The organism is Salinisphaera orenii subsp. halophila YIM 95161 (genome assembly GCF_003732545.1).
GTDB lineage: Bacteria > Pseudomonadota > Gammaproteobacteria > Nevskiales > Salinisphaeraceae > Salinisphaera > Salinisphaera orenii_A.
In genome coordinates this window covers 79,564-103,346 of sequence record NZ_AYKF01000099.1, presented here as the reverse complement: position 1 = coordinate 103,346, position 23,783 = coordinate 79,564, and the positions used below count along the sequence as shown (strand labels likewise).

24 protein-coding genes are annotated in these 23,783 nt (G+C 65.1%); 20 read left to right on the top strand and 4 right to left on the bottom strand.

Annotated elements, in window-relative coordinates; translation table 11 throughout:
• Positions 1-5 precede the first annotated feature (5 nt).
• A complete protein-coding gene (locus SAHL_RS12640; protein ID WP_123591776.1) occupies positions 6-944 on the bottom strand; it encodes a LysR family transcriptional regulator in 939 nt (312 codons plus the stop codon).
• A 171-nt stretch (positions 945-1,115) separates the two neighbouring features.
• On the opposite strand from SAHL_RS12640, the gene SAHL_RS12635 reads away from it, so the two are divergent.
• The 18 genes from SAHL_RS12635 (at position 1,116) to SAHL_RS12550 (ending at position 19,445) form a co-directional block, all read left to right on the top strand.
• Entirely contained in the window at positions 1,116-2,567 is a 1,452-nt protein-coding gene (locus tag SAHL_RS12635) for a ribulose-bisphosphate carboxylase large subunit (RefSeq protein WP_221177952.1), read from the top strand.
• Between the two features lie 26 nt (positions 2,568-2,593).
• Positions 2,594-3,010 carry a ribulose bisphosphate carboxylase small subunit gene (locus SAHL_RS12630; RefSeq protein ID WP_123591774.1) on the top strand — a complete coding sequence of 139 codons (417 nt, stop codon included), beginning with the start codon at positions 2,594-2,596 and terminating at the stop codon, positions 3,008-3,010.
• Between the two features lie 44 nt (positions 3,011-3,054).
• A complete protein-coding gene (gene cbbX, locus SAHL_RS12625) occupies positions 3,055-3,999 on the top strand; it encodes a CbbX protein (RefSeq protein ID WP_123591773.1) in 945 nt (314 codons plus the stop codon).
• Positions 3,996-4,673: a ribulose-phosphate 3-epimerase gene (gene rpe / locus SAHL_RS12620; RefSeq protein WP_123591772.1), complete on the top strand. Its 678-nt coding sequence runs from the start codon at positions 3,996-3,998 to the stop codon at positions 4,671-4,673. Before cbbX ends, rpe begins: the two co-directional genes overlap by 4 nt.
• Before the next feature lie 211 nt (positions 4,674-4,884).
• Complete coding sequence (locus SAHL_RS12615) at positions 4,885-5,913, top strand: XdhC family protein (protein ID WP_123591771.1); 1,029 nt, start codon at positions 4,885-4,887, stop codon at positions 5,911-5,913.
• Positions 5,910-6,533: a nucleotidyltransferase family protein gene (locus SAHL_RS12610; protein ID WP_184947671.1), complete on the top strand. Its 624-nt coding sequence runs from the start codon at positions 5,910-5,912 to the stop codon at positions 6,531-6,533. Before SAHL_RS12615 ends, SAHL_RS12610 begins: the two co-directional genes overlap by 4 nt.
• Before the next feature lie 113 nt (positions 6,534-6,646).
• Positions 6,647-7,318, top strand: a complete 672-nt coding sequence (locus SAHL_RS12605) for a (2Fe-2S)-binding protein (protein WP_123591769.1) — start codon at positions 6,647-6,649, stop codon at positions 7,316-7,318.
• A gap of 9 nt (positions 7,319-7,327) precedes the next feature.
• Positions 7,328-8,308, top strand: a complete 981-nt coding sequence (locus tag SAHL_RS12600; protein ID WP_123591768.1) for an FAD binding domain-containing protein — start codon at positions 7,328-7,330, stop codon at positions 8,306-8,308.
• A gap of 16 nt (positions 8,309-8,324) precedes the next feature.
• Positions 8,325-10,541, top strand: a complete 2,217-nt coding sequence (locus SAHL_RS12595) for a xanthine dehydrogenase family protein molybdopterin-binding subunit (RefSeq protein WP_123591767.1) — start codon at positions 8,325-8,327, stop codon at positions 10,539-10,541.
• Between the two features lie 152 nt (positions 10,542-10,693).
• The gene (locus tag SAHL_RS12590; protein WP_123591766.1) at positions 10,694-11,386 is read left to right on the top strand and encodes a response regulator transcription factor; all 693 of its coding nucleotides are present in this window, start codon (positions 10,694-10,696) and stop codon (positions 11,384-11,386) included.
• 428 nt (positions 11,387-11,814) lie between these two features.
• Positions 11,815-12,207, top strand: coding sequence for a hypothetical protein (locus SAHL_RS12585; protein WP_123591765.1), 393 nt, complete (start codon positions 11,815-11,817; stop codon positions 12,205-12,207).
• Positions 12,208-12,699: 492 nt separating this feature from the next.
• Complete coding sequence (locus SAHL_RS12580; RefSeq protein ID WP_123591764.1) at positions 12,700-14,571, top strand: methanol/ethanol family PQQ-dependent dehydrogenase; 1,872 nt, start codon at positions 12,700-12,702, stop codon at positions 14,569-14,571.
• 119 nt (positions 14,572-14,690) lie between these two features.
• Positions 14,691-15,314 carry a c-type cytochrome gene (locus SAHL_RS12575; RefSeq protein WP_123591763.1) on the top strand — a complete coding sequence of 208 codons (624 nt, stop codon included), beginning with the start codon at positions 14,691-14,693 and terminating at the stop codon, positions 15,312-15,314.
• A gap of 6 nt (positions 15,315-15,320) precedes the next feature.
• Positions 15,321-16,262, top strand: coding sequence for a quinoprotein relay system zinc metallohydrolase 2 (locus SAHL_RS12570; RefSeq protein ID WP_123591762.1), 942 nt, complete (start codon positions 15,321-15,323; stop codon positions 16,260-16,262).
• Positions 16,262-17,149, top strand: coding sequence for a quinoprotein dehydrogenase-associated SoxYZ-like carrier (locus SAHL_RS12565; RefSeq protein ID WP_342782265.1), 888 nt, complete (start codon positions 16,262-16,264; stop codon positions 17,147-17,149). The genes SAHL_RS12570 and SAHL_RS12565 overlap by 1 nt, the downstream gene beginning before the upstream one ends.
• Positions 17,146-18,060 (top strand): quinoprotein dehydrogenase-associated putative ABC transporter substrate-binding protein, encoded by a 915-nt coding sequence (locus SAHL_RS12560; protein ID WP_123591760.1) that lies wholly within the window; start codon positions 17,146-17,148, stop codon positions 18,058-18,060. The genes SAHL_RS12565 and SAHL_RS12560 overlap by 4 nt, the downstream gene beginning before the upstream one ends.
• Entirely contained in the window at positions 18,053-18,793 is a 741-nt protein-coding gene (locus tag SAHL_RS12555) for a hypothetical protein (RefSeq protein ID WP_123591759.1), read from the top strand. The genes SAHL_RS12560 and SAHL_RS12555 overlap by 8 nt, the downstream gene beginning before the upstream one ends.
• Positions 18,794-18,848: 55 nt before the next feature.
• Entirely contained in the window at positions 18,849-19,445 is a 597-nt protein-coding gene (locus tag SAHL_RS12550; RefSeq protein ID WP_245968521.1) for a DUF3280 domain-containing protein, read from the top strand.
• A gap of 193 nt (positions 19,446-19,638) precedes the next feature.
• Here the strand turns inward: SAHL_RS12550 and SAHL_RS12545 are convergent, their stop codons facing one another.
• The gene (locus tag SAHL_RS12545; protein ID WP_123591758.1) at positions 19,639-20,118 is read right to left on the bottom strand and encodes a DUF302 domain-containing protein; all 480 of its coding nucleotides are present in this window, start codon (positions 20,116-20,118) and stop codon (positions 19,639-19,641) included.
• A gap of 194 nt (positions 20,119-20,312) precedes the next feature.
• On the opposite strand from SAHL_RS12545, the gene SAHL_RS12540 reads away from it, so the two are divergent.
• Positions 20,313-21,137: a bifunctional allantoicase/(S)-ureidoglycine aminohydrolase gene (locus tag SAHL_RS12540; RefSeq protein WP_123591757.1), complete on the top strand. Its 825-nt coding sequence runs from the start codon at positions 20,313-20,315 to the stop codon at positions 21,135-21,137.
• A gap of 25 nt (positions 21,138-21,162) precedes the next feature.
• On the opposite strand, the gene SAHL_RS12535 is transcribed toward SAHL_RS12540, so the two are convergent.
• Positions 21,163-21,357 carry a hypothetical protein gene (locus SAHL_RS12535; RefSeq protein WP_123591756.1) on the bottom strand — a complete coding sequence of 65 codons (195 nt, stop codon included), beginning with the start codon at positions 21,355-21,357 and terminating at the stop codon, positions 21,163-21,165.
• Between the two features lie 126 nt (positions 21,358-21,483).
• Here SAHL_RS12535 and SAHL_RS12530 point away from each other — a divergent pair, with 126 nt between their 5' ends.
• A complete protein-coding gene (locus SAHL_RS12530; RefSeq protein WP_123591755.1) occupies positions 21,484-22,458 on the top strand; it encodes a LysR family transcriptional regulator in 975 nt (324 codons plus the stop codon).
• A gap of 119 nt (positions 22,459-22,577) precedes the next feature.
• On the opposite strand, the gene SAHL_RS12525 is transcribed toward SAHL_RS12530, so the two are convergent.
• Positions 22,578-23,783, bottom strand: coding sequence for a cytochrome c (locus tag SAHL_RS12525; protein ID WP_123591754.1), 1,206 nt, complete (start codon positions 23,781-23,783; stop codon positions 22,578-22,580).

The following is a 23,783-nucleotide window of genomic DNA, read 5'->3' as shown; positions in this document are numbered from 1 at the left end:
CGTTCCTACGCCTGACCGGTCACCAGGCCGGCGGCCTTTGCGGTCGTCGGCCAGACCGTGTCCGCATGGTCGGCCATAAACGCCCGGAACGCCTCGGCGGCGGGCGACAGTCGCTTGCCGTCCCGATGCACCATGTACCAGTGGCGCACGATCGGGAAATGGGCCACATCCAGTATCTGGAGCCGGTTCGCATAGAGGTCCAGCTCCAGCGTGTGCGCCGATACCAGCCCCAGCCCCAGACCGGCACTGACGGCCTGCTTGATCGCCTCGTTGCTGGTCATGACCATGGCGGGCTGCAACTCGACCTGGTGACGGCGGGCGAAGCGTGTCATCGCCGCCCGCGTGCCGGACCCCTCCTCGCGCACCACGAAACGCTCGGCCGCGAGCGCCTTGAGCGGGATCCGCTTCCGGTCCCCGAGGGGATGGCCGACAGGGGCGATCACCACCAGCGGGTTCTCCATGAAGGCCTCGCCCACCAGCCCCTGGTCGGCCGGCGGCTCGCCCATCACGACCAGATCGATGCGATTGTCCTGGAGCAGCTTGAGCAGCGCCTGCCGGTTGGTCACCGACAGGTTGATCGCGACCTCCGGATACTCGCGGTGGAAGGCCGCGATCAGATGGGTGATGAAATAGTTGGCCGTGGTGGCCACGGCGACGTAGAGGCTGCCCTTCGACACCCCCTTGAGTCGCGCGACGACGTCGCCGATCTCGTCGATCTGGGCGGCGATCGTGCGCGCGTAGCGCAGGATCTCCTCGCCCGCCGTGGTCAGGTAGATCTGTTTGCCGAACTGCTCGAACAGCGCCAGGCCCACCGCTTCCTCGAGACTCTTGACCTGGATCGAGACCGCCGGCTGCGTCAGATGCATCTCCTCCGCCGCCCGCGTATAGCTGGCATGCCGGGCCACGGCCTCGAAAACCTTGAGTTGGCGGAGGGTTATGTTCATTCAACGCACCGAATCGATGGGCTTGCGAGGCCGCGTGACCGGGTCAACGCATGGCCTCATATTTTCTTATCCAAACAATAATAACTATTTACTTTTATTTATCAATGACCGGCTCTAGTCTGACCCTGTCGCGAGCAATGCATGCGCCCAACGTCAACCCGGAGAATGGAGATGGCACAGACAATACAGAACGACAAGCGCTACGAAGCCGGCGTGATCCCCTACAAGAAGATGGGCTACTGGGAACCGGACTATCAGCCGATCGATACCGACATCATCGCGCTGTTCCGCATCACGCCGCAGCCCGGCGTCGACCCGGAAGAAGCGGCCGCGGCGGTCGCCGGCGAGTCGTCCACGGCGACCTGGACCGTGGTCTGGACCGATCGCCTGACTGCCTGCGAGAAGTACCGCGCCAAGGCCTATCGCGTGGATCAGGTGCCGGGCAACGAAGAGCAGTACTTCGCCTACATCGCCTATGACATCCAGCTGTTCGAGCCCGGCTCGATCGCCAACCTGACGGCGTCGATCATCGGCAACGTGTTCGGCTTCAAGGCGGTGAAGGCGCTGCGTCTCGAGGACATGCGCATTCCGACCGCCTACATGACCACCTACAAGGGGCCGCCCACCGGTATCGTCGTGGAGCGCGAGCGGCTCGACAAGTTCGGCCGCCCGCTGCTGGGGGCGACCACCAAGCCGAAGCTCGGCCTGTCCGGCCGCAACTACGGTCGCGTGGTCTACGAAGCGCTCAAGGGTGGCCTCGACTTCGTCAAGGACGACGAGAACATCAACTCGCAGCCGTTCATGCACTGGCGCGACCGCTTCCTCTACGTGATGGAGGCCGTGAACAAGGCCACCGCCGCCACCGGCGAGGTCAAGGGTCATTACCTGAACGTGACCGCCGCGACCATGGAGGAGATGTACGAGCGGGCCGAATTCGCCAAGGAACTGGGCTCCGCGATCATCATGATCGATCTGGTGATCGGCTACACCGCGATCCAGTCGATGTCGAACTGGGCGCGCAAGAACGACATGATCCTGCATCTGCATCGCGCCGGGCATTCGACCTACACCCGCCAGAAGAATCACGGCGTGTCCTTTCGTGTCATCTCCAAGTGGATGCGCATGGCCGGCGTGGACCATATCCACGCGGGTACGGTGGTCGGCAAGCTCGAGGGCGACCCGAACCAGATCGCCGGTTTCTACGACGTGCTGCGTGAACCGCACAACAAGCAGAACCTCGAGCACGGCGTGTTCTTCGACCAGGACTGGGCGGGCCTCAACAAGTGCATGCCGGTGGCCTCGGGCGGCATCCACGCCGGTCAGATGCACCAGCTGCTGCACTACCTCGGCGAGGACACGGTGCTTCAGTTCGGTGGCGGCACCATCGGCCACCCGGACGGCATCCAGGCCGGTGCGACGGCCAACCGCGTGGCGCTGGAGGCGATGATCATGGCCCGCAACGAGGGCCGCGACTACATGGCCGAGGGCCCGGACATCCTTCAGAAGGCTGCCAAGGACTGCAAGCCGCTGCAGCACGCGCTGGACACGTGGAAGGACATCACCTTCGACTACACCTCCACCGACACGCCGGACTTCGTGCCGAGCACCACGACGAGCGTCTGAGACGCGATCGAAACAGGAGACACGCCATGCGTATTACCCAGGGCACCTTTTCCTTCCTGCCGGACCTCACCGACGAGCAGATCAAGAAGCAGGTCAAGTACTGCCTCGACAACGGCTGGGCGGTGAGCCTCGAGTACACCGACGACCCGCATCCCCGCAACACCTACTGGGAGATGTACGGACAGCCGATGTTCGATCTGCGGGATCCCGCCGGGCTGATGATGGATCTGGAGGAGTGCCGCAAGACCTATCCGAAGCACTACATCCGCGTCACCGCGTTCGACAGCACGCACCAGTGGGAGACCCCGCGGCTGTCGTTCATCGTCAACCGCCCGCCCGAGGAGCCGGGCTTCCGTCTGAAGCGTCAGGAGCAGGAGGGCCGCAAGGTCCGCTACACCATCGACAGCTACGCCAGCGATCAGCCGGAGGGCCAGCGGTACTGAGTCGCCGCTGACGGGGTGGACCACGGATACAACAGGAGACGGACATGAGTGCTGCCGACAAGCCGGAAGAGACCCGGGCGGATGAGAAGACGCTGGATGCCGATGCGAAGGTGGATCTGGATGCGGTCTTCGAGGCGTCCCGCATTCAGGAGGTCTTCGATCAGCTCGACCACGATCTCGTCGGGCTCAAGCCGGTCAAGACCCGCATTCGCGAGATCGCCGCCCTGCTGTTGGTCGACCATGTCCGACGCCAGTTCGATCTGGCGTCGGACAGCCCCACCCTGCACATGTGCTTCACCGGGAACCCGGGGACCGGCAAGACCACCGTCGCCGAGCGCATGGCCGACATCCTGCACAAGCTGGACTACATCCGGGAGGGCCATCTGGTCTCGGTGACCCGCGACGATCTCGTGGGGCAGTACATCGGCCACACCGCGCCCAAGACCAAGGAGGTAATCAAGCGCGCAATGGGCGGCGTGCTGTTCATCGACGAGGCCTACTATCTCTACCGGCCCGAGAACGAGCGCGACTACGGCCAGGAGTCCATCGAGATCCTGCTGCAGGTCATGGAGAACAACCGCGACGACCTCGTGGTGATCCTGGCCGGCTACAAGGACCGCATGGACCGCTTCTTCGAATCGAATCCGGGGTTTCGCTCGCGCATCGCCCACCACATCGACTTCCCCGACTATCGGGCCGACGAGCTCGAGTCGATCGGCGAGCTGATGATGAACGAGGAGAACTACCACTTCAGCGACGACGCCCGGCAGGCGTTTTCCGAGTACATCGAGCGCCGCATGCGCCAGCCCCACTTCGCCAACGCCCGCTCGATCCGCAACGCGCTCGATCGCATGCGCCTGCGTCAGGCCAAGCGCCTGTTCGAGGCCCGTGGCTCGATCACCAAGTCCGACCTGATCACCATCCAGGCCGACGACGTGCGAGCCAGCCGGGTGTTCGACGAGCCGGTCGACGGCGAGGCCGGCGCATGAGCGCCCGCGATCTCATCATCGCGCCGTCGATCCTCTCGGCGGACTTCGCCCACCTGGGCGACGAGGTCGACGCGGTGCTCGCCGCCGGCGCCAACTGGATCCATGTCGACGTCATGGACGGGCATTTCGTGCCCAACATCACGATCGGGCCGCTGATCGTCGAGGCGCTGCGCCGGCACGGCGACGCCACGCTGGACACGCATCTGATGATCGCACCGGCCGACCCATATCTGGAGGCCTTCGCCAAGGCCGGTGCGGACATCCTCTCGGTGCAGGCCGAAGCCGGACCGCATCTGCACCGTTCACTGCAGAACGTGCGCAACCTCGGCGTTCGCGCGGGCGTCGTGCTCAACCCGGCGACGCCGGTCGAGGCGGTGGCCCACGTGATCGACGAGGTCGATCTGATTCTCGTGATGTCCGTCAATCCGGGTTTCGGCGGCCAGACATTCATTGCCTCGGTATTGCCGAAGATCGAACGCCTGCGGGCCATGATCGGCGAGCGTGACATCCGGCTCGAGGTCGACGGCGGTGTGACCGCGGACAACGCCGGCGACATCGTGGCCGCCGGCGCCGACACGCTCGTCGCCGGCTCCGCGGTGTTCCGCGGCGGACCCCCGGCCTACGCCGACAACATCCGCGCCATCCGGGCGGCAGGCGAAGCCGCCCTGGCCTGACCCGGCGTTCGACGCGGCTGTCGCGGGCGCGCGGCACTCGACCGTCCGTCGCCACGTGCCGAGCGAACCGGCGCGTCGACGCACGTTGTCAGAACGATCGAAGGATCCTGCGTTTTCGGATCGTTGCCGCCGTCATCCCGACGTCGCGACCGCCGCTGCCGATGCCGACGTCTTGGCAGCATGCGATCGCGCGGGTAACGTCTCGCCCATCATGATTGAAACCGCTGCCCACACGATCGCCGCCACGGGGGATCGCGACGACGACCCGGCCGCTGCCGCCGCGGACTGGCCCGCATGGCCGACCTACGGCCTGGTCGAGGATCTCCTGCCGGTGCTGATGCGCTGGCACAACGCCGGACGACGCGCGGCGCTGGCCACGCTCGTGACGATCGAGGGCTCATCGCCGCGGCCATTGGGCAGCGAGATGGCCGTCAGCGATCACGGCGAGGTCGCCGGCTATGTCTCCGGCGGCTGTGTCGAAGGCGCCGTCGCCGCCCATGCGGCGGGTGTGCTCGCCGGCGGTCCGCCGGTCATGCTCGACTACGGCGCCGGCAGCCCGGTGCTCGACGTGCAGCTGACCTGCGGCGGGCGCATCGGCATATTCGTGCGCGCGCTGTCCGATCTCGACACGTATGTGGACACGCTGAATGCCGCGCGTCAGGCGCGCCGTGCGATCGACGTCACCGTCGATCTGGACGACGGTCGCCATCTGTTCGACACCGCGCTGCCGCGGGGGCGGCGCGGATTCCGCAGCCAGCATCTGCCGCCACCCCGGCTGGTCGTCGCCGGCGGCGACCCGGTCACACTGGCGTTGTGCCAGCTGGCGCCCACCTTCGGCTTCGAGACGATCCTGCTGCGGCCCTATGGTCCGAGCTGCGCCCCGCCCGGCACGACGCTGGTGCACTATGACACCCGACCGCTGGCACGGGCGCTGTCCGAATTGAATCTGGATGCGCATACCGCCGTCTACACGCTGACCCACGATCTCGATGACGACGACCGCGTGCTCGCGCATGCCCTGGCCTCGCCAGCGTTTGCCATCGGCGCGCTCGGCAGCCGGCGCAAGACCCGCGAACGGGCCGCTCGCCTGCGCGATGCCGGGTTCGACGCCGCGGCCATTGATCGGCTCAACAGCCCGGCCGGACTCGACATCGGCGCCCGGCAGCCCCGGGAGATCGCACTCTCGGTGCTCGCCGAGCTCACAACGCACCGTCCGCACGCAGACGCCGGTACCTGTTGACCGCAGCGATCGTGCTGGCGGCCGGCCGCTCGCAGCGCTACGGCCGCGCCAACAAACTGCTGGAAGCGACGGCCGCAGGGCCGGTGATCGGCCATGTCCTCAACGTTCTCGCCGCCGCCCCGGTACGGCCCATCGTGGTGGTGGTCGGCGCCGATGGTCGGCGTGTGGCCCGAATCGCGCGTCGGCACGTCGCGCATTCGGGGCGGCTGCGCATCGTGTCGAACGCGGCCTACCGCGAGGGCATGGCGTCGTCGCTGCGCGCGGGTCTGTCGGCACTGCCGCCCCACTGCGGTGGCACCCTGGTCTGTCTCGCGGACACGCCCGGCCTGGATCGGCGGCTGATCCGGCGTCTGCTGGCCCATTGCCGTCCCGGCGTGGATGTCGCGCGCCCCCGGCATGATGGCGTGCCGGGCCATCCGGTCTATCTGTCGCAGCGTCTGCTGGCCCAATTGTCCGATCTTGCGGGCGATCGGGGGGCGCAGCCGATCATTCGACGGGTACCCGCGCATCGCCGGCGCACATTCGAAGCCGGCATCGAGGCCGTACGAGATATCGACACGCCCGGGGCGCTGCGCCGATTCGTTTCGGCGTCACGGCGCGGTCACAAATCGTCACGATAGTCAGAGCCAAAACAAAGCACGCCGGCGATCGTATAGGCTATTCATACAGCGCGGCGACAACGCGCGTTCCACCGAGTGACGCATCGGTCGCAGGCCGAGCAACGGAGAAGACGATGGCAGACGATAACGACAGTCGCGGCCGGGGGGGCGATCGCCCCGAACGCGACGAGTTGACGCACTCCCCCTCCCGTCGGCGCTTCATGAAGAGCGTCGGAATGTCGAGTCTGGCCGCGGCGACCACCGGCGCCGGCCTGGGGAACGCCTGGGCCGACGAGGGCGCGCCCGAAACCGAGGCCGCCGACGCCCCGGCTGAAGACACCACCCGCGTGTCGTTCAGGATCAACGGCCAGGCCAAGCAGATCGACGTCGCACCGAACGTGATACTGCTGGACGCGATTCGGGACGAGCTGCAGCTGACCGGTACCAAGAAGGGCTGTGACCACGGCCAGTGCGGTGCCTGCAACGTGCAGGTTAACGGCACCGTCATCAATTCCTGCCTGAGCCTGGCGGTCATGCACGAGGGCGACGACATCACCACGGTCGAGGGCCTGTCCCGTAACGACGGCGAGTTGGGGCCGCTCCAGCAGGCCTTTCTCGAGCACGATGCCTATCAGTGCGGCTACTGCACTTCCGGTCAGATGATGACCGCCGACTATGTGCTCAAGAGCAAGCACATCGGCAGCGACGATGCCGCGGTGCGCGAAGCCATGAGCGGCAACATCTGCCGCTGCGGCGCCTACAAGAACATCCTGTCGGCGGTGCAGTCGGCCCGCGGCAAGGTCTAGGAGCAGGACATGAGAAATTTTGCCTACCAACGCGCGGACAGTGTGGACGCGGCGGTGGCCGCCCATAGCGGTCAATCGTCGTCCTTCGTGGCCGGCGGCACCACTCTGCTCGATCTCGTCAAGCTCGACGTCATGCAGCCGGAACGGATCGTCGACGTGCGATCGTTACCGCTCTACGACGTCGAAAGACTCGACGACGGCCGGCTCAAGATCGGGGCGATGGTGACCAACACCGATCTCGCCCATCACCCGATCGTGACCGAAAACTATCGCGTGCTCTCCGAAGCCCTGTTGGCGGGCGCCTCCACGTCGCTGCGCAACAAGGCGACCACCGGCGGCAACGTGATGCAGCGGGTGCGCTGTCCGTACTTCCGCGACGGCGTGTCGGCCTGTAACAAGCGCGAACCGGGCTCGGGCTGTGCCGCGATCGGCGGCCTCAACCGCAGCGTGCACGCCGTGCTCGGCACCAGCGACCAGTGCATCGCCAGTCATCCCTCGGACATGTGCGTGGCCATGGCCGCGATCGGCGCAACCGTGCTTGTATCGGGTCCGAACGGCGAGCGCGAGATCGATTTCCTCGATTTTCATCTGCTGCCGGGCGATTCGCCGGACAAGGAGCATGCGCTCGAAGCCGACGAGCTGATCACGCACGTCGTACTGGACGCGCCCATCGAGGGCAATCGCTCGCACTATCTCAAGCTGCGCGACCGGGCGTCGTATCAGTTCGCCCTGGCCTCGAGCGGTGTGGTCATCGCAACAGAAGGCGGCACCATTCGCGACGCGCGCATCGCGCTCGGCGGGGTGGGCACCAAGCCGTGGCGGGCGCAGCGGGCCGAACGGTCGCTGATCGGCAAATCCGCCGAACAGGCCAGCTTTCAACAGGCGGCCGAGCTCGCCTTCGAAGATGCCAAGGCCTACGAACACAACGCATTCAAGATCCCGCTCGGCCAGCAGGCGATCGTACGCAGCCTGACCACGGTCACGGCCTGAGCGAAGGAGTCAGTACATGAGTGACTACAAGCACGGCAAGATCATCGGCGCGTCGAGATCGCGTATCGACGGTCCGAAGAAGCTCCGCGGCGATGCGCCCTATGCGGCCGACCATCACCTGCCGAACATGGCCCATGCCTACGGCGTGTTCAGCACCGTGGCCAGCGGCCGGATCACCGGCATCGACCTGTCCGAGGCGCGGGCCATGCCCGGCGTCATCGACATATTTCATCACGATCACTTTCCGAGCCTGTACCGGACGCCCAGCACGTTCAAGCAGGAGAACAAGGTCGACGAGACCCGCCTGCCGTTCGAGGACGCCAAGGTGCACTACCCGGGCCAGTTCGTGGCGCTGGTCGTCGCCGACACCTTCGCGAACGCACGCGACGCCTCCTACCGGGTTCGGGTGGACTACGAGGAGGACGAGGCCATCGCCACGCTCGCTCAGGCCATGGAACGCGGCGAGCCGACACCGCACGCCGACAGCGGCCATACCCGGGGCGATCCGGACAGCGCATGGAGCGATGCGCCGCACCGGATCGAGTCCACCTACGTCACGCCCATGGAGACCCACAATCCCATGGAGATGCACGCGAGCACGGCGTACTGGGACAAGGGCGACCTCGTGCTCTACGAGGCCTCGCAGGGCGTGGTTTTCGCCCGCAACGTGATGGCCAAGGTATTCGGCATCCCGCCGGAGCGTGTCGATGTGCGGTCACCGTTCATCGGTTCCGGCTTCGGCAGCAAGCTCTGGATCTGGCCGCACGCGGTCGCCGCCGCGGCCGCGGCCCGCGAAGTCGGGCGGCCGGTGCAGCTGGTCGTCCCGCGCGAGGAGATGTTCACCACGACCGGCCACCGGCCGCCCACGCACCAGACGCTGCGGCTGGCCACCGACGCCAACGGCAAGCTGCAGGCGCTGAGCCACGACGGCATCAACACGACCTCCATGGTCAACACTTACGTCGAGAAGACCGGCAGCTGCACCAAGAGTCTCTACGCCTGCCCCAACCTGCGGGTGAGCCACGCCACGCTCCCGGCCAATCACGGCACGCCGACCTCCATGCGCGCGCCCGGCGCGGCCCCCGGTCTGTTCGCGCTGGAATCGGCGATGGACGAGATGGCCGAGGCGATCGACATGGACCCGCTGGAATTCCGGCGCGCGAACTACACCGAAACCGACGAGAGCCTCGATCTGCCGTTCTCGAGCATTCATCTCATGGAAGCCTTCGACCGCGGCGCCGAGAAATTCGGCTGGTCGAAGCGAACGCCGGAGCCGGGGTCGATGCGCGACAGCGACGAGATCATCGGCTGGGGCATGGCCGCCTGCAACTGGGAGGCCCTGAAGATGGATTGCGACGCCCGCGTATCCCTGCGGGCCGACGGGACTGCCTTCGCCTCCTGTGCCACCCAGGACATCGGCACCGGCACGTATACCATCGTGGCGCAGGCGGTCAGCGACATCACCGGCCTGCCGCTCGACCGCATCGAGGTCGAACTGGGCGACTCGAGCTATCCGTCCGGCCCGGTCTCCGGCGGCTCCTGGGCCACCGCAACGACCCTGCCGGCGATCGCACAGGCCGCACGCAACGCCATCGATGCCCTCAAGACCTACGCCACGGGTGACGGCGGCGCGTTCTCAGGCAGTGAGGCCGATACGCTGACCTTCGCCGACGGCACGCTTTCCGACGGCAACGGCAAATCGGTGGACTATGCCGAGGTGCTCAACCAGCTCAAGCTCGCCAACGCCGACGGTGAGGCGCACACCCCGGCCGCGACCAACGACGAGTATTCCTTTCGGTCGTTCGGCGCACACTTCGTCGAGATCCGCTGGGATCCGGGCATCTCCAACCTGCGGGTCTCGCGCGTGGTCAGCGCCATCGACGTGGGCCAGGTCATCAACCAGACCACCGCGGCCAACCAGGTGGAAGGCGCGATCGCGATGGGCATCGGCATGGCGCTGTTCGAGAACACCGAGTACGACTCGCGCAGCGGTCGGCCGGTGAACAACAACTACGCCGAGTATCTCGTGCCGGTGCACGCGGACCAGCCGGAGGAGGTCGACGTGATCCTGCTCGATCATCCGGACTATGCCTTCAACGAGTTCGGTGCCCGCGGCATCGGCGAGATCGGCATCACCGGCCTCGCCGCCGCGGTGGCCAACGCCGTGCACCACGCCACCGGCAAGCGGATCCGGGAGCTGCCGATAACGCTCGACAAGCTGATGGTGACCTGAGGCGACAGCACTGCACGCGTCCTTCGAGGCGGCCTCCGGGCCGCCTTTTTTTGGCCACGGATACAGGACCACGGCGAGACGTTAAACCTGTCGGGATTTGCGTTGTCCGACAACCTGATGCCCGAATCAGGGTCTGTCGAAAGCGTCCTGCAATGCATGTCCTGATCGTCGAAGACAACGATGCGCTCGCCGTCCGGATCGGCGCCTATCTGGAGCAGGCCGGCGACGAGCCGGACTTCGCCTACGACGGCCGGCTTGGCCTGAGGCTCTGCGAGATCAACCAGTACGACGCCATCGTCCTGAATGCCAGGCTGTCGCGGGCCCGACGCGTCGATTTCTATCGCGATCTGCACGCACGTCTCGACGACCCGGTGCCGATCCTGCAGCTGGGCCACGGCAACGCCGATGCGCATCGCGCATCGGACGAGGGGTTTGCGGCCGGTGCGGACGAATGCCTCGACGCCCCCTTCTCCCTGCGCGAACTCCGCCGCTCCCTCCAGACCCTGGTGTATCGGCGCCGTGCGCTGTCACGGGAAGTCGTTGCCGGCCCGCTTCGCATGGATGTCGACCACCGAATGGTTCATTGCGGAAGCCGAGCGGTCGAGCTCTCGCCCATCGGCTTTCGTATTCTGGAGATGCTCGCCCGTGCCTATCCGCGGAAGGTCACACGCGACGAGATCGAGCACCGTGTCTGGCAGGACGATCCGCCCCGGTCGGACGCCGCGCTGCGCGGCCATATTCACCGTCTGCGTCAAACGCTTCAATCGATCGTCGATGGGCCGACGATCCAAACGGTGCAAGTCGCCGGCTACAAGCTGTCTATGGGGCGGGAAGACGACCCATAACTGAAATAAATAACAAAAACAAAACGTTAATATTTATATTTAATCTAAATTATTGAAACCGGGCTCGTTTGGCGGCGAACATGCGCGATGATCGTTTCGAGCGGGGCGAAAACGCGCCGCGAAGCAATTGATGCTGCAGACCCGGACCGATTCGTCTCCCGAATCACCAGCCGGCGGGCGTAATCGACTGCGCAGTTCATGTGGAATCCGCGCCGAAAGCGATAATGATCTGATTTTTATTGCATAGACTTTAGTCGTAATGCACGTCCGCGCGAATCCCGCGGCTTCACTGGCGCGTAGTGTCGATAAGCGATAAAACTGCCGATCGCAGCGTTTCGACCGCTTTGCACGCACGTGACGTCGCGAGCATTGTTACCGGCGACATCACGACCTGTAGATCGGTTGAACGAGCACCGGAGGAGAACCAGATGAAGATACGCAAGGCTGCGCTGCTGGGCGCGTTGATCGTGCCCGCCGTGGGTGTCACTGCCGAGTTGCCGGAGCACAATTATCCGACACAGGCACGCGTCGAATACGTCTTCGGCTGCATGCAGCAGCTCGGCGGCGAGAACTACGACACGCTGTACAAATGCTCCTGCAGCATCGACTACATCGCGGACAACCTGAGCTACGACGACTACGTCACGCTGGATACCTACACACGCGGCGCGCAGGCCGGTGGCGAGCGGCCGGAAGTCCTGCGCGAAGGCGACCTGGCGCGTGGGAGTCGAGCGGATTTCGAAAAGATCAAGAGCGAAGCCGCGGACCGCTGTCTCATCGACACCGAACAGACAGACAGTGGCTCGGGAGACGGTGAGTGAACGCGAGCAGATTCGATGTAGCGCCTCGCCGAGCCGGCAGGCAGAGCGTTCGTTCTGAAGGCATTTTTTTGCTGCAGCGCAACGCGCATTTCGCTTCGGAGACGCCACTGCGACCCTGGAGCGGCGCCGATGTGACGGTCGACAGCGCCCGCTCGACACACCGAGCTGGGATCGTCACCCGCAAGCCGCAGGCACGCTGCGATCGGGAAGATTTCCCGGTTGTTGGAGCGGATTCGCGGCAGCATTCTGGGCACGTGTCTCATGACCGACGCCGTCGTTCCCAATTGACGGTAAATAGGACGCGTGCTATCGAAGAGCGTGAGGGGTTGACCGGACATCGCGTTCGAAAACCCAAAGGGATGACCGCCACGGTCATCGACAACGATGGGCATCCGCCCTTCGAACATGAGACGGAGGAGAAACGTCGTGAAATTTAATCCAGTCAAGGGGGCACTCCGCGCGACGACCACGGCATTCGCCGTGTCTGCGCTGATGGCTTCCTCAACAGTCCTCGCCCAGGACAACGGCGACAAGGAGAGCTCCGACAAGAGCGACTCCGGCAGCACGAACCTGGTCGAGATGCAGAAGGATTCGTCGAACTGGCTCATGTGGAGTGGCCAGTACAACGGCCAACGCTACAGCGAGCTGGACCAGATCACCGCCGAGAACGCCGGCGATCTCGCGCCCGCGTGGACCTTCTCCACGGGCGTGCTCCGCGGTCATGAAGGTGGCCCGCTGGTCAAGGGCGACACGCTCTATATCCACACGCCGTTCCCGAACAAGGTCTTCGCGATCGACCTCGAGTCGCACGCGATCAAGTGGAAGTACGAGCCGACGCAGAACCCGCAGGTCATCCCCGTGATGTGCTGCGACACCGTCAACCGCGGCCTCGCCTACGGCGACGGCAAGATCTTCCTGCAGCAGGCCGATACCACGCTCGTCGCGCTCAACGCGGACGACGGCAAGGTTCAGTGGAAGAGCAAGAACGGCGACCCGAGCAAGGGCGAGACCGCCACGAACGCGCCGCTGGTGATCAAGGACAAGGTCCTGACCGGCATTTCGGGTGGTGAGTTCGGCGTTCGGGGCCACCTGACGGCCTACAACATCGATGACGGCAAAATGGCCTGGCGCGCCTACAGCACCGGCCCCGACGACTCGATGATGATCGACCCCGAAAACACGATCAACGGCATCACGCAGGAGCCGGTCGGCAAGGACACAAGCCTCAAGAGTTGGGAAGGTGACCAGTGGAAGATCGGTGGCGGCACCACCTGGGGCTGGATGACCTACGATCCGGAACTCGACCTCGTGTACTACGGCACCGGTAACCCCGGCACCTGGAACCCGACCCAGCGTCCGGGCGACAACAAGTACTCGATGACGATCTTCGCCCGCGATCCGGACACCGGCGAGGCCAAGTGGCTCTATCAGATGACGCCCCATGACGAATGGGACTATGACGGCGTCAACGAGAAGATCCTGGTCGACCAGGAGATCGACGGCGAGATGCGCAAGCTGGTTGTTCACTTCGATCGCAACGGTTTCGCCTACACGCAGGACCGCACCAACGGCGAGCTGCTTGTCGCCGAGAAGTACGATCCGGCGGTCAACTGGGCCACCAAGGTCGACATGAAGACGGGCCGCCCGCAGGTGGTGGACGAGTACTCCACGAGCGGCAAGGTCGGCGAGAACGTCGAGAACATCTGCCCGGCCGCGCTGGGTTCCAAGGACCAGCAGCCGGCATCCTACTCGCCAAAGACCGGTCTGTTCTACGTGCCGACGAACCACGTGTGCATGGACTACGAGCCGACCAAGGTCGACTACACCGCGGGCCAGCCCTACGTGGGCGCCACGGTCGCCATGTATCCGGGGCCGAACGACATCACGAACCCCGTCAAGGAGCCGATGGAAAACCGCATGGGCACATTCATCGCCTATGACGCCACCACCGGCAAGATCAAGTGGTCCGTTCCGGAGCGCTTCTCGGTCTGGAGCGGTGCCCTGGCCACGGCGGGCGACGTCGTCTTCTACGGCACGCTTGAAGGCTACCTGAAGGCGGTCGACGCCAAGACGGGTGAGGAGCTGTACAGCTTCAAGACGCCGTCGGGCATCATCGGCAACGTCAATACCTGGAAGTACAAGGGCAAGCAGTACATCGGCGTGCTCTCGGGTATCGGCGGCTGGGCCGGCATCGGCATGGCCGCCGGCCTGACCGATCCGAACGCGGGTCTGGGTGCCGTGGGCGGCTACAAGGACCTCAAGAACTACACCCAGCTGGGTGGCGTGATGACGGTCTTCGCCCTGCCCGATTCCGTGGTCGAGAAGACGGAGTCCGACAGCGACGACGAGGTCGCGTCCAATTAAGACGCCTCGTCGTATGACTTAAGTGTCGTACCAGCCCGTACTCGCCGTACCATCTGGTCGGCGGGTACGGGCTTTTTATTGGCTGCTGCAGGCGGCCCGTGCCAAAGAGGAGATAGAGAATGATCAAGAATGGCCAGGCGATAGCGGCGATCGCTCTTGCAATGGCGCTGCCGTTCGCCACGACCATCGTGCTTGCACAGGATGACGAGCCGGTCGTCAACGATTACAGCAACATGGGTGCGGAGTACAACCCGTCAGACGATTCGGGCGACGATGCCTCGGGCGAGGACACGAGCACGTCGTCGGACTCCGACGAGAAAAGCGCTTCGACTGACGACTCATCCGCCGACAACGCATCCGAATCCGGAAAGGACGACGGCCAGCTCTATGTCGTCGAATGTGCCGACGGCAGGGACTGCAAGGTCGGCGAGGATGTCATGACGGGTTACGAGAAGTTCGGCAGCCACTGTTCGCAGTGCCACGGCCAGAACGCCGAGGGCAGCACCTTCGCGCCCAGTCTCGTCCAGCGCCTCAAGGACATGAACCAGGGTCGTTTCACTGCGGCGGTGGCCGGCGGCGTGACCCGTATGGATTCCACGACGGGCCAGTACAGCGTCATGCCCGCCTGGTCCGAGAACAAGGATGTGATGAACAATCTCCAGCAGATCTGGGCATTTCTGCGCGCGCGCTCCGACGGCGAACTTCCGGCCGGGCGTCCCGAGCCGCTGGAAGGCAACGGTTAGTGCGAGATGCGGGTCTGGCGACTGGCCGTCGTAGTGCTTTCGGGCGCTGTGGTGGCGCTGTCGGCGGCCTTTGCCGATGACAGCGCCAAGGCCGCCCTCGCCGTAAGCGAGCGGGCTTCCGGCGTCTACGTGCATGAGGGCGCACAGGCCGATGCGGATCGACACAATCGCGGCGATATCGCCAACATCGGTTTCGTCGTGGGCACGCGATGTGTTGCCGTGATCGATACCGGCGGCACGCCCACGATCGGCCGTCGTCTCAAAGCGGCGGTAGAGCGGGAGACGAATCGCCCGGTGTGCTATGTGATCAACACGCACATGCACCCGGATCACGTGCTCGGCAATCGTGCCTTCGCCGACGGCGACACGCGGTTCATCGCAGCCGAGGGCTACTGGCGGGCTCTGTCCGCACGCGCGTCGTCCTATCTCGATTCCGCGGCCAATCACATCGGCGTCGACGCGGACGAGAGCTGGATCGTCGAACCCGACCGAATGATTGCGGACCAGGCAACGATCCGGCTCGGTGACCGAACGCTCACCCTCACGGCGCATCAGCGTGCCCACACTGACAACGATCTGACCGTATTCGACTCGAAGACCGGTACGCTGTGGCTCGGTGACCTGCTGTTCGTGGATCGTGTACCGTCCATCGACGGCAGCCTCACCGGCTGGCTCGATGTCATCGCCGCGCTCGAGGATCGCGAGAACGTCGACACGATAATACCCGGCCATGGCCCGCTCGGTCACGATCTGAAACGGATGCTCGGCCCCGAAAAACGCTACCTGAGTCATCTGCGTCGCGATGTTCGCAAAGCGATCGACGACGGTTACGGCATTGACTATGCGGTCGCAAACGCGGCTCGTGAGGAACGTGACGACTGGCGGCTGTTCGACCAGTACCACCCGCGCAACGTGACCGCCGCCTATACCGAACTGGAGTGGCAGTGATGAACTCTCGAGATCGGCACGGAAGGAATCGGCTGATGCTGACGATCGGCATCATGGCCACCTGTCTCGCAGCCGCCCTGACGCTGCATGCCGGCCCGAGCACGGCGCAATCCAATATTCGTTCGACCGACCGCGCGGAGGTCGCCTGGAAAGCGCTCCGCGACGAGCATTTCGGCGATCGTCCAATCGTGGACGGCAGCGACGTGATCGCGCTCGATGCGCCGGATCAGGCCGAGGATGCTGCGGTGGTGCCCATCACCATCACCGACAAGCGGGCCGATACGGACCGGCCATCCATCGAACGGCTCTGGCTGGTGATCGATAACAACCCCGTGCCCATGTCGGCGGAATTTCGTTTCGGGCCCGCCGCGGCGTCCGCGACGATCGGCACGCGCGTTCGGGTCAATACCTACACCTATGTGCGCGTGCTCGTGGATACCGGAGAGGACTCGCTCTACATGGTCAAGCACTACGTGCGGGCCGCCGGCGGCTGCTCCGCACCGATCGGCTCCGACCCCACGGAGGCGCTCAAGCACATGGGTGAGATGCGGCTCCGGCAGGTCCGCCGGAACGCCGGCGATGCCGCCCGCTCGCAGCTGCTGATCCGGCATCCGAACATCACCGGCTTGCAGATGGATCAGCTCACACGCCATGTCTGGCCCGCCCATTTCGTCGATGCCATCACCATCCGGAAAGGCGACGCGTTGGTGCTTGACGCTTCGATGACGTTCTCGCTCAGCGAAAACCCCGCGCTGGAATTCGATGCCCGACGCGGCGCATCCGGTCCCATTAGTGTCCGGGTGCACGACAACAAGGACAATACGTTCGACAAGACGTGGCAGCCGCAGACCGCGCAGGCCGCGCACGAGGAGGAAACCGACACATGACACGCCCCAAGACAAACATCTCGCGAAGGCTACGCGCCGTACTGGCCACCAGCGTGGGGGTGGCCGGCCTCCTGGTCGCCACCCACGCTTTCGCGCAGAACGATGACGCCCAGAATCCGGCCAGCGAGACGCTGCGGGTCTGTGCGGATCCCAGCAACATGCCGTTCTCGAACGAAGAACGCGAAGGCTTCGAGAACAAGATCGCCGCCCTATTCGGCGAAAAGCTCGATGTGCCGGTCGAATATGCCTGGGCCGCCGAGCAGATGGGCTTCGGCCGCAATACGCTCAAGCGCTGGATCTCCGAGGAGAATCGTTACGCCTGTGATCTGGTCATCAGCATCGGCAGCGGTTTCGACGTGGGTAAGGCCACGCGGCCCTACTACCGTTCCACCTACGTCATGGCCTTCCGCGAGGATCACGGTCTCGATTCCGTCGAGGCGCCGGACGATCTTCTCGACCTGCCCGAGGACCAGCTCGAGTCGCTGCGCATCGGCGCGTTCACCGGCTCGCCGGCCGCCAACTGGCTTATCGAGAACGGCTTTATCGACCAGATCGTGAGTTACCGGGCACAGTCCGGCGGCTACGATTCCGATCCCGGCGACATGATCACCGACGATCTCGTCGGTGACGATATCGACATCGCCGTGATCTGGGGGCCGATTGCCGGCTACTACGCCAAACAGGTGGATGCCGATATCACCGTGGTGCCCTTTACCCGGGCGGACGGCAGCCAGTTCGATTTCCCCGTATCCATGGGCGTGCGCTACGGCAACGATGCCTGGCTCGAAAAGGTCCAGAGCCTGATCGACGACAACCGGGAAGAAATCATTTCGATCCTCGAGGACTACGGCGTGCCGCTGGTCCCGCTCCGCGAGGAGGATCGCCAACCCATGGAGGACGACGATGATTGAACGCCTGATGCGTGGCAACGGCCGCCTGCTGTGTCTGTGTATCGCCTCCGCCGTGCTGGCGGCGGGCGCACCGCTGGCCGCAGCGGATACGAACAAGGACGAGTTCTCCAAGGCCAACCAACTGCTGTTCATGACGGACCACTTCGTCGGTCTGCAGACGCCGGCGCGACTCGAGTACACGTTCGAGCGCACCGGCAGTCCGGAAAACGACTTCACTGATGAGGTCGAATTGAAGGTCGCTGAAGGCGACGAGCATGGCAAGAAGGTCGAAACCAGCTTTCTGACGGGCGACCGCCATCGCTATACGCCGAACGTCGACGCCGCAACCGGCAACCCCGTCATCATGATGTTCCTCCAGAACGACGTCTCGTCCATCGCCGAACGCAGCGGCGGGAGCTGGCGCTACCTGCAGCGTCGGGTCAAGACGGCGCTGGAGAACAGCGCCCAGGTGACCGAGGAACAGGCCGAGTACGACGGCCAGAAGATCGCCGTGGAGCGCATCCGCCTCAAGCCCTTCGCCGGCGAGGAGGAACATCGTGGCCAACTCGACGACCAGGTCCAGAAGCTTTATGTGTTCACGCTCTCCGATGCGGTGCCCGGCGGCGTGCTCGAGATGCGCAGCGAGATGCCCTCGCCCACCGAGAATGGCGGGCCGCTGGTGGAACGGCTCTCGCTTGCCTCCGTGTCGCATGACGAGAACCGGGGGCAGAAGGATGACGACAGCGCTCAGTGATCGTCTCCGTCGGCGCGTCGCTGACCGTCACCGCATGAACGGCGTGGCAGCCGTCTTGCTTCTGGTCGCAGTGATGGCCGCCCCGTTCGCCTCGGCGGCGTCCGGTGATGAAGGCGCGGATCAGCCGCCCGAGCGACTGCTGATCCTGCCCTTCGACATGGTCGACAGCAGTCTCCAGGGCGAAATGAATCATGGCCCGCTCGATGCCGACGTCGCACGCCTGCGGCGCACCGCAGACATTCTGCGTCGCTCGCTCGGCGATCGCGACGAGTTCGAGCTCGTCGACCCGGATTCCATCTCGGAGAAGATCAAGGAGGCTGCTAGCTCCTATCGATATCTGTACGAATGCAACGGCTGTCAGATCGATCTGGGCAAGGCGGCGGACGCGGATCTCGTGATGACCGGCTGGGTACAGAAGGTCAGCAACCTCATTCTCAACATCAACGCCACCCTCTACGATGTCGAAACCGGTGAATCCGTCGGCGGCGGCTCGGTCGACATGCGCAGCAATACCGACAAGTCCTGGCGCGCTTCCGGCCTGTATCTCGTCGAGCACGCCCTGCTCGAGAACTATCACTCACGACAGCGGGCCCGGGCCGCCGCCGAGACGACGGCGACATCGCAAACCGGCGAGCAGACCGACGCACGCTGAACGCACGTCGGTCTACTGAACGGCCGACAGCCTGCATGACGTTATCGCCGTGATCGTGAACCGTGCCGACTGAAAATGTTTCGAAACCGGACCGATAGCGGACCCGCACGTCTGGGCCGCATCGCCCGCGGTCCCCGCTGCATGCGGCCGGCAGGTCGAATAGGATCGCGCTTACCGCAGCCGGAGCATGACACTACTTGGAGGGCACGAGCGGTACAACGGCGAAATCGACGATACGCCGGATAGCGGCATTGATCGTTGTGGCCAGCTCGTTGAATGCCGCGCGTTCGGTTTCCGTCGGCAGCAGCAGGCTCGCGGCATGAACCCGACCGTCCTGTTCGAAGGCGACCACGCGACACGGCATGTAAAGCATGTACGACGGGTCGATCTCGATCACTTGGCGTGCGTATTCGAGATTGCAGAACTGTACGATCACGGCATCCGGAAAATCGGCATGGCCGCGCCGGCGAACGGCGTCCCCGATATCGTTACGCCCGACGATCGCGAAATTCTCGTCGCCAATGGCCTGTTCGAGATCCAGCACGACGTCGGCGAACTGCTTGTCGGCCGGTGCGACGCGATCGTAGTGGTCGCGTTGCGGCTGGGCGTTCGCCGCACTCGCGCCCAGAACGAGGAAGGCGAGCAGCGCCAAGCGCGTTAATTGAAGAGCCATCGTCGTGGTCTCGCAGGCGATCTGATTACTGCAGCCACTCTATCGATCGCGGCGCTTCCCGGCCACAGCCCCGGGCGTTGTCATCGAGCGAGCTACTGACCACATCCGAAAATCACCCCCGACAGCCATTTTCCGGCACATTCGGAGCCTATATTGGATACAATCACGCGTAGATCTCTTTGGCCTTGTCGATTATGAGTACGTCCCGCTACTACGCCGCACCCGGTGGGCTGCCACCGCAGACGAACAAGCTCACGGACCGAGCCGTGTTCACCCCCGCCTACGCGGTCATTCCCGGCGGGGTGCTCACCGACATCGTCACGAGCGCGCTACCCTTCTGGCGCGACACCCGCCTCTGGGTGCTCTCACGGCCGATGTCCGGCTTCTCCGAGACGTTCTCGCAGTACCTCATGGAGGTCGCCCCCGGCGGCGGCAGCGACCACCCAGAGCCCGACCCGACGGCGGAAGCCGTGCTGTTCGTCGTCGACGGGACGCTCACGCTCGAACTGGCGGACGGCACGCATACGATGGCGGCAGGCGGCTACGCCTTCATCCCGCCGGGCAGCCCGTGGCGGGCGTCCAACCGCGGTGATGCGGCGGTGCGCTTCCACTGGATACGAAAGGCCTACGAGGCCGTTCCGGGCATCGATACGCCGCCGGCGTTCGTGACCAACGAGAACGATATCGAACCCATCGAGATGCCGGACTGCGGTGGCGTCTGGGCCACCACGCGCTTCGTTGATCCCCAGGATCTGCGCCACGACATGCACGTGAACATCGTCACGCTCCGGCCCGGCGGCGTCATTCCCTTCGCCGAAACGCACGTCATGGAGCACGGCCTCTATGTACTGGAGGGCAAGGCCGTCTACCACCTCAATCAGGACTGGGTGGAAGTCGAGGCCGGCGACTATCTCTGGCTACGCGCCTTCTGCCCCCAGGCCTGCTACGCCGGCGGCCCCGGCCCGTTTCGCTATCTCCTGTACAAGGATGTGAACCGACACATGACGCTCCACCGCTGAGCCGCATCCGCCGATGCGTCGTGTCCTACGGAATATAGCGCGCGAACGGGCCGTACCGGCCGACAAAGCGTGCGAGCTCGGTATCGGCGCGCGACGCGGTCCGGGACGGCTCGCGGGTCGCGCCCGCGGGATCGAATATCGTCGGCACACCGCGGACCGGGGGTGTGCGCTCCGGCCGAGTCGTGTCCCGTGCCGGGTCGAAGGCGTTATTGAACAACATGCGCTGTCTCCTCTTGAATCGTGAACGACGTATCTGACGCCGTTACGATAGGACGAAAGGCGCGCGCCATCATCGGGCTGGCGGGAAACGCGCTTTTGCGCGCACGGCACAAGCGGAGAGAATCGGTTGGATAAGCTGATCGCGATGACCGTGTTCGCGCGCGTGGTCGAGGCGCGTGGTTTTTCGGCCGGTGCCCGGGCGCTTGAAATGTCGCCGTCGGCCGTGAGCAAGCAGATCGCGCGACTGGAGGAATCGCTGGGCGTGCAGCTGTTCTATCGCTCGACGCGTCGGGTCACGCTCACCGAAGCCGGCCGCGCCTATCACGAGCGCTGCATACGGATACTCGACGAGATCGCCGACGCCGAAGCGGCCACCACCGCGCTCAACGCCGAGCCGCGCGGCACGTTGCGGATTGCCGCCACGGTGTCGTTCGGACGCGTGGAGATCCTGCCGCGCATCGACGCCTTCATGCGCCGTCATCCAGCACTGTCGATCGAATGCGAGCTGACGGACCGCCACGTCGACCTGGTCGAGGACGGCATCGATGTCGCCGTCCAGTGGCGGGAACAGGTGGACGATCCCGATATCGTCGCGCGCAAGCTGTGCGTCAACCGACGCATCATCTGTGCGGCACCGCGTTACATCCGGCATCACGGCATGCCGCAGCGGCCGGAGGATCTGCGCGCGCACAACTGCCTTACTCTGTCCGCGCTCGACGAGTTCAACGACTGGGCGTTCGAGGACGCCGACCAGGGGCACCGCGTGCTGCGCGTGCACGGTAATTTCCGAGCGAATACGGTGGATGGGCTCTACGGCGCGGCGCTGGCCGGCCTGGGCGTGGCGCGGCTGTCGACCTGGCTGGTCGCACCGGACATCGAAGCCGGACGACTGGTGCCCGTGCTACCGGACTATCGCCACGACTATTCCGCCTTTTATATTCTCTATCCGCACCGGCGGCATCTGTCGACCAAGGTGCGTGCCTTCGTGGACTTCCTGGTCGATGTGTTCACCCCGGTGCCGCCGTGGGAGGCCGCCGGTGGCAGCGACGACCCCGCTCGGGCCGAGAGCGGCCAAGGGGGCGGACGACTAGGCACCCTGTAGCGGGGACGTCCGGCCGCCCCGCGCCGCTTCCGCTCGACCGAACATCGCGCGCCGGGTGGCCCGGGCCGGCGGACGCCGCAGTGTTCTGCGATCCCGGGCACGGTCTTCTCCGAATCGCTTCAGTCGCTGCTCGCGCCGATGATGTCCTCCACCGCGGCCGTATCGACCGTGTCGTCGTGTCCGCCCCATCGCTGCCGCAGCCAGGTGGCCAGCGCGGCGATCTGATCGGCATCCATGTCGTCCGCGAAGCCCGGCATGGCCTGTACGCGTTCGAAGGTGCCGAAGGAACGCGCCTCGATGCCCTCGTGGATGACCTTGACCAGATTGCGCGGGCTGTCCAGTCGCAGCGTGGTGTTGCCGGGCATGGCGCTGGCCACCCGGGCCACGCCGCGCCCGTCGCTGCCGTGGCAGCCGGCGCAGTTGTCGAGATAGAGCTGCGCGCCCTGCCCGTCCGTGGTCGACGACTTGGCGGCCAGCGGCGTGGGCTCCGGCGGGTCGTCGCCCAGCAGCGCATGGGTCATGGCGCTCAGGTCGTCCTCGCGGAGGTAGCGGGTGCTGTGGTGGAACACCGGATACATCTCGCTGTACATGCTGCCCTGCGGGCTGCGGCCATCGCGCAGAAAACGCGTCAGATCGGACGCCGTCCAGCCGCGGCCGGCCAGCGCATCCGGGGTGAGCGCGGGCGCTTCGTAGCCGCCGATCACCGCGCCCTCGAGTCGGTGGTCGGATTCGACCGCGCCGAAGGCGTTGCGCGGCGTATGGCAGGCGCCGCAGTGGCCGAGGGTGTCGACGAGATATCGCCCGCGATCGGCGGTCGACTCGTCCGAGTCATCCGAATCGTCCGGGGCGAACAGCCAGTTCCAGGCATTGAGCGTCCAGCGCATGGAGAACGGCCAGGCAAGATCCGTCTGCGTGGACTGCTGGTGCACCGGGTCGAGACTCATGAAATAGGCGTAGAGCGCGTCCGAGTCGGCGCGGCTGATCCCGTGGTAATCGGTGTACGGCATGGCCGGATAGAGCTGGGTGCCGTCCGGGAGCTCGCCCTCGGTGAGCGCGCGATGGAAATCGTCGGCGGAATAATCGCCGATGCCATAGTCGTCGTCGGGCGTGATGTTGGTGCCGTAGACCGTGCCGAAGGGCGTCTCGATCGGATGCCCGCCCGCATAGGGCGTGCCGCCCTCGCTCGTGTGGCAGGCCGCGCAGTCGGCGGCCCGGGCGAGATAGCGTCCGCGCTCGACGCGGTCCGTGTCGGCACCGGGGTCGGCGGCTCGCGCGACGCCCGTGGCGGCGACCAGCAACCCGGCCATAAGCAGTACGCGTCGCAT

Coding starts and splice junctions, on each gene's coding strand:
- SAHL_RS12640 (WP_123591776.1), bottom strand. CDS start 944: ATGAACATAACCCTCCGCCAACTCAAGGTTTTCGAGGCCGTGGCCCGG.
- SAHL_RS12635 (WP_221177952.1), top strand. CDS start 1,116: ATGGCACAGACAATACAGAACGACAAGCGCTACGAAGCCGGCGTGATC.
- SAHL_RS12630 (WP_123591774.1), top strand. CDS start 2,594: ATGCGTATTACCCAGGGCACCTTTTCCTTCCTGCCGGACCTCACCGAC.
- cbbX (WP_123591773.1), top strand. CDS start 3,055: ATGAGTGCTGCCGACAAGCCGGAAGAGACCCGGGCGGATGAGAAGACG.
- rpe (WP_123591772.1), top strand. CDS start 3,996: ATGAGCGCCCGCGATCTCATCATCGCGCCGTCGATCCTCTCGGCGGAC.
- SAHL_RS12615 (WP_123591771.1), top strand. CDS start 4,885: ATGATTGAAACCGCTGCCCACACGATCGCCGCCACGGGGGATCGCGAC.
- SAHL_RS12605 (WP_123591769.1), top strand. CDS start 6,647: ATGGCAGACGATAACGACAGTCGCGGCCGGGGGGGCGATCGCCCCGAA.
- SAHL_RS12600 (WP_123591768.1), top strand. CDS start 7,328: ATGAGAAATTTTGCCTACCAACGCGCGGACAGTGTGGACGCGGCGGTG.
- SAHL_RS12595 (WP_123591767.1), top strand. CDS start 8,325: ATGAGTGACTACAAGCACGGCAAGATCATCGGCGCGTCGAGATCGCGT.
- SAHL_RS12590 (WP_123591766.1), top strand. CDS start 10,694: ATGCATGTCCTGATCGTCGAAGACAACGATGCGCTCGCCGTCCGGATC.
- SAHL_RS12585 (WP_123591765.1), top strand. CDS start 11,815: ATGAAGATACGCAAGGCTGCGCTGCTGGGCGCGTTGATCGTGCCCGCC.
- SAHL_RS12580 (WP_123591764.1), top strand. CDS start 12,700: ATGGCTTCCTCAACAGTCCTCGCCCAGGACAACGGCGACAAGGAGAGC.
- SAHL_RS12575 (WP_123591763.1), top strand. CDS start 14,691: ATGATCAAGAATGGCCAGGCGATAGCGGCGATCGCTCTTGCAATGGCG.
- SAHL_RS12570 (WP_123591762.1), top strand. CDS start 15,321: ATGCGGGTCTGGCGACTGGCCGTCGTAGTGCTTTCGGGCGCTGTGGTG.
- SAHL_RS12565 (WP_342782265.1), top strand. CDS start 16,262: ATGAACTCTCGAGATCGGCACGGAAGGAATCGGCTGATGCTGACGATC.
- SAHL_RS12560 (WP_123591760.1), top strand. CDS start 17,146: ATGACACGCCCCAAGACAAACATCTCGCGAAGGCTACGCGCCGTACTG.
- SAHL_RS12555 (WP_123591759.1), top strand. CDS start 18,053: ATGATTGAACGCCTGATGCGTGGCAACGGCCGCCTGCTGTGTCTGTGT.
- SAHL_RS12545 (WP_123591758.1), bottom strand. CDS start 20,118: ATGGCTCTTCAATTAACGCGCTTGGCGCTGCTCGCCTTCCTCGTTCTG.
- SAHL_RS12540 (WP_123591757.1), top strand. CDS start 20,313: ATGAGTACGTCCCGCTACTACGCCGCACCCGGTGGGCTGCCACCGCAG.
- SAHL_RS12535 (WP_123591756.1), bottom strand. CDS start 21,357: ATGTTGTTCAATAACGCCTTCGACCCGGCACGGGACACGACTCGGCCG.
- SAHL_RS12525 (WP_123591754.1), bottom strand. CDS start 23,783: ATGCGACGCGTACTGCTTATGGCCGGGTTGCTGGTCGCCGCCACGGGC.